We start from the raw sequence: 14880 nt of genomic DNA on the forward strand, positions 1-14880 counted from the left end.
CTTTGTTTAAAGGGTTCTATACAGTTGCAACGGGTATGATTGCACAACAAAGACGAACAGAATTATTAACAAATAATTTATCAAATGCGAATACACCAGGATTTAAAGCGGATCAATCAACAATTCGTTCATTCCCAGATATGCTAATGTCAAGTGTCGGAAATACGAACGCAACTGCCAAGCAACAAATGGGCTCTCAATATATGAGTCAAGTGGGAGCATTAAATACTGGGATTTATATGCAAGAAACATTGCCAAACTACATACAGGGTCAAATCTATAATACAGATTTTTCAACAGATATGGCCTTGATCGATGGATACTTACCGCAAAATGAAGAGGGCATCACTGGGGCTATTTTCTTCCGTTTAGCACATCCAGATGGTGGCGAGGCATATACACGAAATGGGAATTTTACGTTGGATGGTCAAGGCAATTTAGTCAATGCACAAGGACTGTATGTTTTATCTGATACTGGCCAACGCATCCAGCTTCCAAATGATGATTTTCGTCTAGATGAGACCGGAGCGATTTACGTCAATGATCAGCAAGTAGCACGTGTTGGCGTATCATTTGCGGCTAATCCGAACATGCTACGTAAACAGGATAATGGCTTAGTTCGAACAGAGAATGGAGAAAACTTGCCTACTGCTTATGGTGCTAACGGTGTCGCATTTACACTTCGTCAAAATTATCTTGAGCGCTCAAACGTAGATTCTGGTCGCACGATGACAGATTTAATGACAGCATATCGCGCATTTGAAGCCAATCAAAAAGTGCTACAGGCTTATGATCGAAGCATGGAAAAGGCTGTCAATGAAATCGGAAAAGTATAATATGCGAACTGGAGGCGTTAGAGAATGCTACGTACAATGATTACAGCAACAAATACAATGGGACAATTACAAAATAAATTAGATACGATTAGTAATAACATTGCTAATAGCAACACACATGGCTATAAGACAAAAGAGGCTTCTTTCAACGAGCTTCTTTATCAGCAGTTTAATAATGACAAGCAAGATCGTGCAGAGCGTCAATCTCCGCTAGGTATTCGATACGGTTCAGGTGCAATGCTTGGACAAATTCAATCAAATGAAAAGCAAGGCTCATTACAAACAACAAACCGAGATTTAGATATAGCTTTCAATAAAGCAAAACAATATTTCAATATTTTAATGCCAGATGGTGAAAATGGTACAAAAACAGTGTATACTCGTCAGGGTGACTTTTATTTATCACCATTAAATAATGGAACAGTAATGGTTGTGAATGCAGATGGGTATCCATTAGCTAATGCAACAGGACAAGCTATTACATTACCAGATAATGTGAAAAGCTTTGCTGTACGAAATGGAGGCGTCTTAGAGGCTTCCTATCCAAATGGAGATATTATCCGTACAGATTTAGCCGTGACAGAATTTCAAAAGCCACAGCTAATGGAGCACATTTCAGGCCAATACGTTGGATTGCCAGATAATCTCGCTCAACTGGGATATACGCAAGCTGAGGTCGTTACAGAATTACAGGGTGCAAATCGCCAGCAGATTGGCATGCAAAGTGGCACGTTAGAAATGTCGAATGTAAATCTTTCAAAGGAAATGACGGATTTAATTCAAACACAGCGCTCTTATCAATTCAATGCACGAGCTGTAACATTAGCTGACCAAATGCTTGGGCTTATTAATGGTATTCGCTAGTAAATCCATGATTACTGTTTAGTAGGAATGAAGAGGAGTACAATCTATGACAAACGATTCACGTCGACGTTCTGTGCCGACAAAAGAAACCGATACGCCACCAGAAGAGAAGGAACGCCGCTCAAATGGAGAGCAACGAGAGGTTCGATGGGTGCAAATACGGCTGATTCCGATTTGGCTACGCGTTGTACTTGTTCTCGTATTAGTCGTTGTTGCCGCAGTTTTAGGTGCAATATTTGGCTACAGTGTTATTGGACAAGGACAAGCTACGGATGTATTTAAAACAGAAACATGGCAGCATATATTTGATATTATGAATGGTAAAGAATAATTTTATTCTTTACCATCCTTTATGTTTACATACTTTATTAATAATTGAGGGGGAATACAAATGTTATCAGCAGAGCAAATTCAAGCAATTTTACCACATCGTTATCCTTTTTTATTTGTTGATCGTATTGTTGAATTAGAAGAGGGAAAACGTGCAGTAGGTTTAAAAAATGTATCTATCAATGAGGATTTTTTCAATGGACACTTCCCAGGCTATCCTGTAATGCCTGGTGTTTTAATCGTTGAGGCACTAGCACAAGTTGGTGGTGTTGCATTATTAAACGCGGAAGAATTCAAAGGTCGCTTAGCCTTCTTAACAGGTGTGGATAATTGCCGTTTCAAACGTCAGGTAGTACCAGGGGATCAGCTTCGACTGGAAGTAGAGTTTGTTAAACTAAGAGGTGCAATGGGCAAAGGTCATGGTATAGCAACAGTTGATGGAGAGCTGGTTTGTGAAGCAGATATTCTATTTGCTATAGGACCTGAACAGCCAAAATAGGCTTAATTTGCATTTATAGGCTAAAAGTTATAAAATAATTATGTCGAATCATGTCCTTGCTGTTAATTTTTTTAGCAGTTTATTTATGTTCTAAAATGCGATGGCGTATTAGCGATTGTAAATTGAAATACATGTAATTTTAGGTTTTTTTAAAACGTAGGAGGATTATATAGATGTATAAGGATCTGTCTTCAGGTGTTAAAATTAGCATTACGCGTTCGATTTCAACATCTTTTGAATCATACTTAGCAAGTATTGGTTGGGATGAAAAGCGTTTCTCTATGGAAGACTTCATTGCTAGCTGGCAGACTTATTTTCAAGAGAATGCCGCATGGATTGAAAAAATTCCAGCAAATGTTTTGCTGAGCACTGAATTTCATGAAGAAATGGCGCAAAAAATCGATGAAGTAATTGCGAAAATTTTAAATGAAGAGCCCACAGCTAAGCAAATCGAAACAATCGAGACATTGCAAAAAGAGCTAGGTACAAAATATACGTATGACTGTAAAGCAGAAGCAGCTTACATTGAACAATTGTTAAAAGAAAAACAAAAATAGTTTTTACGAAAATCGGATAGTTCCCTCCTTTCCCGGGCAATCTATGTAGGATCACAAATGCACTCGTTGTATTTGCTGACATAGCACCTAAGAAAGGAGGTTTTTAATATGTGGAAAATGTCATTTATAACTATTCTATTTGCTACACTATTCCTTGGAGGATGTAACTGGGGAGACAGAGCGGTTGAAAATAGACCTGTGGAGAATGCTGAAAATGATGTTCGCCGAGGCGTTGACAGAGTAGAAGATGCATTAGATCCAAATGACCGCGATGATGCTTATGATCGAGATGCGATAGGTAATGACCGTGGTACTGTAAATGAAAACCGTACAATACCTGAAGCTACAACACCTGGAACAAACGCTGATTTAAACGGTACAAATGGCTATGACAACGTACCAAATGCAAATGGCGTTGAACGAAATGACAATGTCAATGAAGAAAATATGGTTGAAGAAAAAGTAAATAGACGTTCGTAGGCGTAACAACATGAATACGCGATAATAATAAAAAGAGTGTATCCAGAAATGGAACGCTCTTTTTTTACAGTTAAAAATAACGATGCTAAAGACAGCAACGTTAATTTAATCATTTTTAAGTTTTGGACGTTCTTTCATATCATGGGAGAAGCGATCAAGTAAATTATCTAAAGAAACGCCTTCTGCTAGAAGTTCAGCTAATAATTGCTCTGCATATTTTGAACGTTTTGTTTTAAGTTTACCCTTTAAGAGCACAGAAATATGTTCTCCGATTTCTTGAACAGTATGTACAGCAACCTGAAAAGGAGCAGGTTCATTATCTGGAAATGAAATAACAGCACGCACATTAAAGACTGCAGCTTTTTCTAATAGATGTTGAAAAGTTGAACGATATTGTCTATCCATAAACAGTTCAAGAATCCATGATTGATGGCTGTTTTCCTGATTAATAATAATGCCATCGACTAAAGGAAATGTTTGTATGCCATCTTTTGTGACAAGGTCAAAGGAAAGCATTTTAAATGTTTTCATTATGTATAATCCTCCTAAGTCTGTCATCTTTATTAGTATAACACATTCAATTCGGTCATGTGATGAAGAGACCTTTGCTTTGTTTCTAGCCGATTTAAAAAAAGAAAAAACTATGAAATTTCATATTTCATGAAATAGCATTTGCTATTACAGAGCCAAAGCATTCAGCCTATAAATTAATTTAATTTTTGAAAAGGAAAACGGCTAATATAACCAATTTATGATTAAAAACAAAAGGAAATGATAAAAAACGACTTTTGCCAATTCAGTATTAGTCCTTGTAAGATGAGAACATCAAAAGCAAAGGAGGTGAATTGATGAATCAAGTCGGACTGGTTGGAAGATTAACAAAAGATCCTGTGTTACGACATTTATCCGAGAATCGCGTGCAAACACATTTTTCTTTAGCCATTAATCGCAATTACAAAAACAATCGTGGGGAAGTAGATGCTGACTTTATCCTTTGTACAGTATGGGGAAGACTTGCAGAGCATATCGTCAAATATTGCGGGAAAGGCTCATTAATCGGAGCAAATGGCCGTATCCAATCAAGGTCATTTGTAAATGAACAAAGTACGAAGATTTTTATAACAGAGGTAGTCGTTGAAGAGGTCCGATTTTATCACCTTAAGCCAAGAAACAGTGACGAGGCTATTGTGCCCACAAAGCTGTCTGATGAGCAGGAAGGCTTGAAGGATTTTGTGTTACCAGAGGCAAAGGCTGTATTACCAGTAGTTTAGCAGTATGCCAAGTGTTACATACGGGGCAAGAGATAATGTTGTCTGATCCGCCATTCTCCTATATTTGCTTGCACCGTAATGCATGAAGAAAAGAAAGGAATGATGTATACCTATTATTGAAGTTCATTGCTGAAGACCGCACAGCGATGATGATTTTACAACTTAATAAGTGTATGAAGTAAGCAGGAAAAGAAGTAATCAAATTGTCCACTGATATTCTCAAAACTAAAAGAGCGCCAAGAACATTTTTGCTCTTGGCGCATCTAAACAATTAAAAGTCAAGTGTCATTAATGCTCGAAGCTCATCATCTTCTAGCTCAGTTAACCACTGACTTGATTGTATTAATTCTTCTGATAATGCAGATTTCTGCGCCAGCATTTTATCAATTTTTTCTTCAATTGTTCCAATCGTCACAAACTTATGCACTTGCACAAATTGTGTTTGGCCAATTCGATATGCACGATCTGTCGCTTGATTTTCCACAGCTGGGTTCCACCAGCGATCTGCATGTAAAACATGATTTGCAGCAGTTAAATTCAGCCCTGTTCCACCTGCTTTTAAGGAGAGGATAAATATAGGGAAATCTCCTGCCTGAAAAGCCTCAACTAAGCGATCTCTCTGTTGCTTAGGCATTGCGCCAGTTAAAAATGGTGCATCAACGTTATATAGCTCGCTAAAGCAATGCTGGAGTAATTGACCCATTCCTATATATTGAGTAAAAATGAGACACTGCTCCCCATTGTCCACGATTTCTGCTGCCATTTGCACGATACGTTCTAATTTGGTAGAGCGTGTTAGCATTGTTTCAGCATCCTCGAAAGGTTCTTTTAAATACAAGGCAGGATGATTACATAATTGCTTTAATTTACTGAGCATCTTTAAAACGCGCCCTTTTTTCTGAAAGCCTGTTAATTGCTCAAGCTGGTCGAGCGTTTCTAAAATATATCCTTCATATAGAGACGCTTGCTCAGTTGTTAACGGGCAATAGGCATGAGATTCTTGTTTATCTGGTAAATTAAGCTGTAAATTCGGGTCCCGTTTTGTACGACGCAGTAAGAAAGGCTGTATTTTCGCACGTAGCTTTTGTTTATGAGGCTCTGATTCATCTCTTTCTATCGGCAAAATAAATTCTTCATTAAATCGACCAAAGCTTCCTAGGTATCCCTTATGAATAAAGTCAAATATTGCCCAGAGCTCAGATAAACGGTTTTCAACTGGTGTTCCTGTTAATGCAATATGATGAGCTCCATGTAATTTCCGGATCGATTTTGACTGTAATGTCTGCATATTTTTAATATTTTGCGCTTCATCAAGAACAACTGCTGCCCAACTCATCTCTTGCAAAAAGTTTGCATCCTGTGAAACGGTGCCATAAGTTGATAAAATCACATGTGGTTTATCTCTTTCCACTAGCTGTTTAAATACATCCTCCTTTGCTCGATTGGCCTGATAATGTGTATGCACAATTAACGAAGGCGCAAAGCGGGCAATCTCCTTTTGCCAGTTACCCAGTACTGACGTAGGACAAATGATAATAGAGGGCTTTGTAAGATCTGCTGTTTCATAAAGATAAAGCAAATAAGAAATAAGCTGAACTGTTTTACCAAGACCCATATCATCAGCTAAGCATGCACCAAAACCCTGTTCACGCATAAAGACAAGCCATTCAAAGCCTTCCTGTTGATAGGGTCGTAATTCAGCCTGTAATGTTAAAGGAACTGGTACTGTTGGAAGACCCTTTTTCTCCTGAAGCTGCTCCATATAGGATTTAAGGGATTGCTGTAACTCGAATGCGAAAATTGGATCATCTCGCATTTCATCATCAGCTTCTTCTTCGGGGGGAGAAGATAAGTTTTCTGGCAACTCTCGGAATAGTAATTCACGAACTGTCCAGCTCTCATCCTCTGCTTGCTGCATCAGTGCTCGCATTTCTTGCATCCAGTTCGCATCCACTCGAAACCATTCGGTACCAATGCGGATAAATTCACGTTTTTCATCTACAAGCTTTTTAAATTGTTCAGGTGAAATCGATTGTCCATTCATTGAAAATTGCCATTTAAATGTTAATATATCATCTAACCCAGCTACCCTTTTGGTTGCTACATTACCAGTACTCACACGAACACGGATTTTGGATTGCTTTAAATCCTTAAGCCAAGCGGGAAGTACTACCTCAAAGCCCAGTGCCTGTAATCTAGCGAGATCCTCACGTAAAAAAGTTCGTACTTGTAAATCTTCTAACATCACACGGATAAAAATATCACTCCGTAACTCTTCCAAAGAAAGAAGATCAGCAATTTGAGCTTGCTGCTGTTCAATGTCCTCAGCGAATATCTGCCATTTTACAGGTAGGGCTTCAACTATTGGATGCGACTGCTTACGAATGGCAGGTGTCCAATAGTTTTTAGTAGTAGCAGTGCTAAGGACCGTTTCTAAAAGCCAAACATCTGCATCCTCCTCCGGTTCACTCAAGCGTAAGGAGACTGTAATTGCACCAGCCTGACGATTTTGTTCTAATGGCCAGCCACCACGTTGGAAAAATGGCATCAGCTTTGGTACATCAGCTAATACAAGGCCAGCTTGATTGAGCTTTTGCTGAACAGCTATTTCTAATAATGCTGTATCTATACCTGCAATAGAGAAAGTCAGTGCGGAAAAGTCATCAGCTATATCGGCGTATGACCAAAGTTTTGGTTCTTGCCAATACGCTTGCAAAATTGAGATTTTTTCTAGCCAATTGTTACTCTCAGTATTTTTCCCATGCCATTCTATAAATGGATGCTGATAGCGTGGTGAAACTATATCAAGAAGCTCTGACGAGGAAACCTCAACAGTAGAATCTGTCCGATTACTTAACAAACCATAGACATTTTCCTCATAGTTAAAAAATAATGAAGAAATAAGTGCATCTGCTTCTAGTGCCACGCCATCAGCTGTAAAGCCTTGTAATGTAAAATAACCTTCCTGAGCGACTTCAATCTGAAGTTGTAGTTTTTTTGAAAATGGGGAAGGAGCATTGATAGTCATCATCCTAAGTTTCCTTTCTCAATTTCTTCCTGTAATGCACGAAGTCGTTTAAATTCACTACGAATTGTTTGCATATAGGTTTCAAAATAAGCCACTTTGCCAGCCCGTTTTGCAGCGCTGCGCATACTTTTCCAAATTCGAACTGCTTGTTTGTAGTTCATGCGAGATTTTTGCGATATTTCAGCCATGGCATATAGATGGTATAAGGGCATTACAGTCGCTGGGGCAACTTGTAGAACGTCCTTTAATCCACACATTTCTAAATAAGATAGAGATGAAGGATTTAATTGGTGAAGGGCAGCCCAATCCTGATAACGTCCTTTTTTAATTAGAAAGAATGAAAATGGCTGAAGCCCATAAACACCAAAGGCACTATACAAGAGGGCTTCCTCTTCGTCTGTGAGCTGTATATCTTCATACAAAAGCTGGAATTGCCGTACATATTGCGCTCTCTGAACAACAGGCACAATTTGCTGTAGAAACACTTCAGTAAATGGTAGCATGGCTCGCAGTATAATCGTTTGTGCAGGTAACTCACCAGCTCTTTTTGCAAACGTAGCAAGCTCAACTAAATCTGCCATTTGCTGCAACTGAATATGTGAAATACCCTCTTGCAATAAATCTTCTTTTTGTAACAGCACATAAAATAGCATTTTTAATGACTGTAAAGAGATCTCTGAGGAAGGCTCATCAAGTTTATTTAAAAGTGCTAATTCCTGTTCACGCCTTGGCTTCTCATAAAATAATACTGCCCACAGAAGCATATATATTTGTAATCGATTAGCAAATAATCCTTGACGCTCCAATAAAATTTCTCTCACTAAATGCTGGAGTGCATCATAAAATGGATCAGTGGCAAAAAGTCGTGATCGCCCAGTTAGCTCTGTCAATATACTTTCCAATGATTGAACACTTTGATCAATAAAATATTTCATATATGGAGAATCGATTGAATGTCCTTGTGTTTCATTGACATGACGCCAAATGGTATTAAAGATCGAAAGCTCTACAAAAAGCTTATAAAGCGGCTGCCATTCACGTTCAAAGGGCATATGACGTTGAAGTCGTTCTAATACATCTGTTCGTATTGCAGAGATACCGTAGCCCTCTAAAATACGACCTGATGGTAATAGGCGACGCATCACTTCATAGACCATTCGCTGCCAACTTTCCGGACTACGTTCATCTGCTAAAAATTTGAGCTGAACTGTTTTTTGGGAGCGCCAAACACTGGACCAATTTTGAACTGAATCAAAATATTGATAAAGGGCGAGCAATGCACCTACCTGATGACGACACCATTTTAGCTGAGGACAGTTACAACTTAGATGCTCATTCGCAAAATCAATTTCTACTGAGGCAGGTCTGACATCCTGTACGCTTGCATATAATATAGAACTCGCTCCATTAAATCGTTCAAATATCACTGATTTGTTCCGTACTGAAAAAACAGCACGACGCACTAGCTCTTCGTCTTCAGAAGAGGAAGGGTGTAACGCCTGTTCAGCTTCCTTCAATTTGGTAAGGACAAATTCTTGATGCTCCTTAGCTATTTGATAAATAGACAATGCCATAACCTCACTCCTTTCAAAAATATAGCTAGTGGCTTATGCTTTTTTAGCATCTACGTATGGAAGAAAAAAGACTGTCCTTCCATTATACGATTAAAATCCGTACATGATAAGCTGAATGATTAGAAAGAAAAAAATCATGGTTTAGATAGTTAACAAGCTAATTGATTTGTGTTAAAATCTGAATAATCAGATAAATAGGGAGGGATGAAGGATGATGCAAGTTCAATATATGAAGCCATTCTATACAAAAATCACAGGAGACAAATTACGTCTCGTATTTGCTTATCAATATTTCTCTATTTTAAAAGAGAATGAGATTTTCCATTTCATTCCCATAGAAGGTAAAGAGATGATTATCAACTTGAATACGCAGCAAATTGAAAATTTATCTGAGGTCTTTGTTTTCCAAAAGGGTAATCGCTTTATTCGATTACCATTATATCAATTATTACTAATCACAAATGTTCATGAGCATCTAGCACCAATTCTTGAAAACGCTACACCAAAGCCACAGCTACCTCTTATTTCCTCTGTAACTGCTGGTGAAATCGATCAGCTTATTGCAGAATTGGAGCAAAAAAACCTAGATTATTTAATTGATCAGGCATTACTAGATCACAATAAAACACTCTTTTTTGAGCTTCTACATCAAAAGAGCCATCAACCTGGGGGTTTCGAAAATTGAATACACAGTATTTCAGTTAGGCACCTACTTTTCATATACGAGAAGCGGGTGCTTTTATATACTAACGCCAGCGCTCGAAAAAAAATGGTTGCAATTACGACTAGGTCTAAAGTTAAAATGGTAAGAATAAATTAGAAATTTTTACTATATAAAACCTATTAAATTAGAATACATTACCAAAAAGACTTAAAAGAATCTTAGGTATTCCGATATAAAGAACAATAAAGGTGGTGAAATCATGCTTGGAAAGTGGTCAGCTACAGGTATGTCAATTTTGAATAATATGAACAGGCATTACGATACTATGAGCAGGGCCATGCTTCGAATTTCTTCTGGCTACCGAATCAATAGTGCAGCCGATGATCCTGCAGGACTTGCGATTTCTGAAAAAATGCGTGCCCAAATTCGTGGACTGAATATGTCTGCGAAAAATATTCAGGATGGGATTTCACTTGTGCAAACAGCTGAAGGGGCATTGAATGAGACACATGATATGATTCAGCGCATGCGTGAATTGGCAATTGAAGCAGCCAATGATACATTGACAGACGATGACAGGCAAAAGCTTGAGCTTGAGTTCCAAGAGTTAAAAAAGGAAATCCAACGCATCTCAACTGATACAGAATTTAATACAAAGACATTACTGAATGGGGATCATGCTACAAAGGGTATTAAAATTCAGGCAGGGGCAAATTCAGGTCAAAACATTGAGCTGTTCATTAATGGTATGGGCTCAGAGGCACTAGGCTTGAAGGATGCTTCTATAGCAACCCAAGAAGATGCTGATAAAGCCATTTCCACAATGGACGAGGCTTTAAAACGAGTATCAAACGAGCGCTCTCGATTAGGAGCCTATCAAAACCGACTAGAGCATGCCTATAATGCGAACGTGAACACTGCAGAAAATTTACAAGCAGCCGAGTCCCGCATTCGGGATGCCGATATCGCAAAAGAAATGATGAACATGGTCAAAGCACAAATTTTAATGCAGGCGAGTCAATATGTACTGGCAATGCATATGCAGCAGGCACAGTCCATTTTAAAATTACTTGAAAGTGGAACAATGAGGAATCCCCGATATTAAAGGTGATTCCTTTTTATTTAGGTGAATCGCTAAATGAAAAGTGAAAATCGCTGATAAGACACAACAATCGCTGAAAAGAAAAAAACATTGATAAATATAGAAAAGGAGAGTACTAATTGATTATAAAACCCTTCGAACCATCTCCGTTGACAAAAGGACTTCAAGCGCTTGTGACTCGTTTACACCCCACTCATCCACAATATCAAAAACTTCAGCAGGAACTTAAAAATAAAGAAGCGGGTGATTTTGGTGAGCAATATGTAGTGAAAGAGCTACTGCAAATGGCCCTCCTTAATGAATGTTACATTTTCCACAATGTTATGCTTCCCTCTGTTTTTCCCATGCAAATTGATATTTTAATCATCGTCCCCAACGCTATCATAATACTAGAAATCAAAAACATTCGAGGAACAGTCCATTTTAAAAATAATCCTCGTCAGCTCATTCGTACTTCTGAAACAGGAGAAGTGCAAGTCTTTACACATCCTGAAATACAGCTTGAACAATATATCCAAGGATTGAAGCATTTTTTAGGAAAGCATCATATTACGATACCTGTATATGGGGCTGTTGTGTTCCCATTTAATAATGTACATATTCTTAGAGCGTATGAGGGGCTGCCTATAATAATGGCAAAAGAGCTACCGTTATTTCTGCATAAACATATAGGAAAAAGCAAAGAGACAACAACAGAAATAAAACAAATTATTTTGTCGCAGTTACAGCCTTTAACGCCATTTCCGCTTTGCCATTATTACTCAGATTGACAGTTCGGCTTTGCAACAAGGCGTTTATTGTGAGAGCTGTGGTCAGTTTGGCATGTTGAAGTTACGCATGACTTGGTATTGTCAGCATTGCCAAAATAAATGTACAAACGCACATATAAAGGCACTACTGGACTATTACATGCTTATTGGAGATACGATTATGAACGGGGAATGTCGAGAATTTTTAAAAATTGAAAGTCAATATGTTGTAAAACGCATTTTACAAAAAGTTTGTGCTACTAGTACTGGTTCAGATCGATATAGGCAGTACAATTTATCCAGTTTATATTTGAATCACCGCTAATTGCTTAAGTTCCGCCACTTATTTTGTGTGGAAAGCCGCTAAAACCTTTGCTTGCGCCACTTAACTTGAGAAAATTGCCACTGAAACCCAAAAATCCGCCGCTAACAAATAAAACTTTTGCTAATCAGACACAGAAAGCCTCTTCAATATAACAAATTGATTCACACTTTCCTTTGAAAGATGTATACTATAATGCAGAACAAAAATGTATGATACATTTACAAAACATATATAACTACTCGTTTTTGATAACGGAAGGAAGAATAGAGAATGACGAAATCAATTTGTGTCGTTGGACTTGGCTATATCGGTTTACCAACGGCTGTAATGTTTGCCAACCACGCCATAAAAGTACATGGGGTGGACGTAAACCCAGCAGCAGTAAAAAGTATTCAAGAGAAAAAACTTCATATAGAAGAAAATGGCTTGCAGGAGCGTTTGAATAAAGCCGTTGATGAAGGTTTCCTTACAGCATCAACGACACCTCAGGAAGCAGATGTATTTATCGTTGCGGTTCCATCGCCGATTAATCCTGACAATACAGCAAATTTAGAATATGTACGTCAAGCTACAGCTTCAATCGTGCCATACTTGAAAAAAGGCAACCTAGTAATTCTTGAATCAACAGTACCACCGAAAACAGTGGAACATGTGATGCTACCTGAGCTGATCAAGGCAAATCTAGAATTTGGTGTAGATTTATTTGTAGCTCACTCCCCAGAACGTGTAATTCCAGGTCGTATTTTTGAAGAATTAGTGAACAACGACCGTATTGTTGGTGGTATTGATGAACAATCTGCACTAATGACAAAAGAACTTTATCAAACATTTGTTAATGGAACAATCCACCTAACAGATGCAACAACTGCTGAGCTTGTGAAAGTAATGGAAAACACTTATCGTGATGTTAATATTGCATTTGCTAATGAGCTAGCAAAATTAGCAGAGAAACTGGATGTTAACATTTGGGAGGCGATTAAATTCGCGAACTACCACCCACGTGTGAATGTTCACTTCCCAGGACCAGGTGTAGGGGGCCACTGTATCGCTGTTGACCCATGGTTCCTAGTTGAGCTTGGTGGCGAGCAGGCACAAATTATCCATCTATCACGTAATACGAATGATAGTATGCCGAGCTTTACAGCACAACAAACACAGGCTATCTTAAATCAAAACAAAATTGCTGGTGGAAAAGTGGCAGTACTTGGACTAGCCTTCAAAGGAAATGTCGATGATATGCGCGAAAGCCCATCAACAATTGTTATTGAAGAATTACAAAACCTTGGATTAGAGGTTATTTCATACGATCCACATATTAAAGAGAACAAGCATGCTACACAAACACAAAGCTTAGAGGAAGCAACTAAAGATGCAGATATCATTGTGGTTCTAACAGATCATAATGAATTTAAGGCATTAAATGCGGCGGATATCATAGCACAATCAAAAATCGTCTTCGATACGAAAAATTGCTTAAACCGTGAAAAATGGGAGGGTGCAGGCTTCCAGTTCCACCTATTAGGAGATGCGAAAAACCGATGAAGGAAACAGTACTTGGCATAAACGTCAATACGGAAGGCTACGATGAATTAATGGAAATGGTTTTTGAGCGCATTGAAAAAAAGCAAAAGGCGCTTGTCGTTGCCATCAACCCAGAAAAAATCATTAAAGCAAAAGAGGACCCAGCTCTCAAGAAGCTTCTAAACGAAGCGGAATTTCAAATCCCAGATGGCATAGGTGTCATACTTGCCTCAAAGATTCAAAAAGGGCAAATACGTGAACGTGTTACAGGCGTTGATATGATGATGAAGCTTTGTGAGGAAGCGTCAAAACGGGGCAAACCTATTTTTCTTTACGGTGGCAAGCCTGGAGTGGCAGATGCAGCTAAAGCAAAGCTAGAATCATTATTTCCTTCTATTAAAATAGTTGGCACACAGGACGGCTATGAAAAAAATGAACAGAAGGTAATTGACCGCATTAACGAAGCACAGCCTGATTTACTTTTTGTTGCAATGGGCAGTCCAAAGCAGGAAAATTGGATAAACGCAAATCGAGATCAATTGCATCCAACTATCTATCAAGGTGTAGGAGGATCATTTGATGTACTCGCAGGTACAGTGAAGCGGGCACCGGAAATTTTCCAAAAATTTGGCCTTGAATGGTTTTACAGATTATTGAAGGAACCCAAGCGTATCAAGCGTCAAATCGCTCTTCCGCTATTTTTATTGGAAGTTGCTAGAAAGAAACATTAGTAATTTTTGAAAATTGGTATTGTCGTTTTATAATGAAAGTGTTAGACTGTATGTGTATAGGAATTTCCTCTATGAAATAAATAGAATTCCCTGCAAGGAAACAACGGTTGGTAGCCCAAGCGAAAAAAGCTCAAGCATATTTATGCTTGAGCTTTTTTCGTATTTTAATTTGTGCAACATTAGAATATTTGAACATTTATTGATAGGGTACCAGAATTTTGTTGGAAAAGTTGCATAATATCACTTGAAAAAATAGCGCAAATAGATAACAATGGTAAAAGAGAGTTGTGTGTCCTTATTTTTCCGGAAACGAATTAGAAACTTTCCCAAAATATGATTGACAACTTTT

The 14880-nt window shown here is 38.2% G+C and carries 15 protein-coding genes; 12 read left to right on the forward strand and 3 right to left on the reverse strand.

Features of this window, described 5'->3' with window-relative positions; all coding sequences use genetic code 11:
• The first annotated feature begins 2 nt into the window (after positions 1–2).
• The 6 genes from QNH24_RS03330 to QNH24_RS03355 all read left to right on the forward strand — a co-directional run bounded on the left by QNH24_RS03330 (position 3) and on the right by QNH24_RS03355 (position 3566).
• Complete coding sequence (locus QNH24_RS03330; protein ID WP_283870740.1) at positions 3–836, forward strand: flagellar hook-basal body protein; 834 nt, start codon at positions 3–5, stop codon at positions 834–836.
• A 24-nt stretch (positions 837–860) separates the two neighbouring features.
• Positions 861–1700 carry a flagellar hook-basal body protein gene (locus QNH24_RS03335; protein WP_054770238.1) on the forward strand — a complete coding sequence of 280 codons (840 nt, stop codon included), beginning with the start codon at positions 861–863 and terminating at the stop codon, positions 1698–1700.
• A 46-nt stretch (positions 1701–1746) separates the two neighbouring features.
• Entirely contained in the window at positions 1747–2031 is a 285-nt protein-coding gene (locus tag QNH24_RS03340; protein ID WP_054770237.1) for a DNA-directed RNA polymerase subunit beta, read from the forward strand.
• Between the two features lie 60 nt (positions 2032–2091).
• A complete protein-coding gene (gene fabZ, locus QNH24_RS03345) occupies positions 2092–2529 on the forward strand; it encodes a 3-hydroxyacyl-ACP dehydratase FabZ (RefSeq protein WP_283870741.1) in 438 nt (145 codons plus the stop codon).
• A gap of 173 nt (positions 2530–2702) precedes the next feature.
• Positions 2703–3086, forward strand: coding sequence for a hypothetical protein (locus QNH24_RS03350; protein WP_283870742.1), 384 nt, complete (start codon positions 2703–2705; stop codon positions 3084–3086).
• 108 nt (positions 3087–3194) lie between these two features.
• Positions 3195–3566: a hypothetical protein gene (locus tag QNH24_RS03355; RefSeq protein ID WP_283870743.1), complete on the forward strand. Its 372-nt coding sequence runs from the start codon at positions 3195–3197 to the stop codon at positions 3564–3566.
• A gap of 105 nt (positions 3567–3671) precedes the next feature.
• Here the strand turns inward: QNH24_RS03355 and QNH24_RS03360 are convergent, their stop codons facing one another.
• Entirely contained in the window at positions 3672–4097 is a 426-nt protein-coding gene (locus tag QNH24_RS03360; RefSeq protein ID WP_283870744.1) for a YwpF family protein, read from the reverse strand.
• A 317-nt stretch (positions 4098–4414) separates the two neighbouring features.
• Here QNH24_RS03360 and QNH24_RS03365 point away from each other — a divergent pair, with 317 nt between their 5' ends.
• Positions 4415–4837 (forward strand): single-stranded DNA-binding protein, encoded by a 423-nt coding sequence (locus tag QNH24_RS03365; RefSeq protein ID WP_283870745.1) that lies wholly within the window; start codon positions 4415–4417, stop codon positions 4835–4837.
• A 271-nt stretch (positions 4838–5108) separates the two neighbouring features.
• On the opposite strand, the gene QNH24_RS03370 is transcribed toward QNH24_RS03365, so the two are convergent.
• Together QNH24_RS03370 and QNH24_RS03375 are read right to left on the reverse strand one after the other, a co-directional pair.
• Positions 5109–7868 carry a DEAD/DEAH box helicase gene (locus QNH24_RS03370; RefSeq protein ID WP_283870746.1) on the reverse strand — a complete coding sequence of 920 codons (2760 nt, stop codon included), beginning with the start codon at positions 7866–7868 and terminating at the stop codon, positions 5109–5111.
• Positions 7865–9439, reverse strand: coding sequence for a hypothetical protein (locus tag QNH24_RS03375; protein ID WP_283870747.1), 1575 nt, complete (start codon positions 9437–9439; stop codon positions 7865–7867). The genes QNH24_RS03370 and QNH24_RS03375 overlap by 4 nt, the downstream gene beginning before the upstream one ends.
• Before the next feature lie 211 nt (positions 9440–9650).
• On the opposite strand from QNH24_RS03375, the gene QNH24_RS03380 reads away from it, so the two are divergent.
• The 5 genes from QNH24_RS03380 to QNH24_RS03400 all read left to right on the forward strand — a co-directional run bounded on the left by QNH24_RS03380 (position 9651) and on the right by QNH24_RS03400 (position 14531).
• Complete coding sequence (locus QNH24_RS03380; protein WP_283870748.1) at positions 9651–10124, forward strand: transcriptional regulator; 474 nt, start codon at positions 9651–9653, stop codon at positions 10122–10124.
• Between the two features lie 238 nt (positions 10125–10362).
• Positions 10363–11208, forward strand: a complete 846-nt coding sequence (locus QNH24_RS03385) for a flagellin N-terminal helical domain-containing protein (RefSeq protein ID WP_283870749.1) — start codon at positions 10363–10365, stop codon at positions 11206–11208.
• Between the two features lie 116 nt (positions 11209–11324).
• Complete coding sequence (locus QNH24_RS03390) at positions 11325–11975, forward strand: nuclease-related domain-containing protein (RefSeq protein WP_283870750.1); 651 nt, start codon at positions 11325–11327, stop codon at positions 11973–11975.
• Between the two features lie 574 nt (positions 11976–12549).
• Positions 12550–13821, forward strand: coding sequence for a nucleotide sugar dehydrogenase (locus tag QNH24_RS03395; protein ID WP_283870751.1), 1272 nt, complete (start codon positions 12550–12552; stop codon positions 13819–13821).
• On the forward strand, positions 13818–14531 hold the full coding sequence (locus QNH24_RS03400) for a WecB/TagA/CpsF family glycosyltransferase (protein ID WP_283870752.1): 714 nt from the start codon (positions 13818–13820) through the stop codon (positions 14529–14531). Before QNH24_RS03395 ends, QNH24_RS03400 begins: the two co-directional genes overlap by 4 nt.
• Positions 14532–14880 lie beyond the last annotated feature (349 nt).

Origin of the sequence: Lysinibacillus pakistanensis, from assembly GCF_030123245.1 — a bacterium.
In the GTDB taxonomy this organism is placed as follows: Bacteria; Bacillota; Bacilli; order Bacillales_A; family Planococcaceae; genus Lysinibacillus; species Lysinibacillus pakistanensis.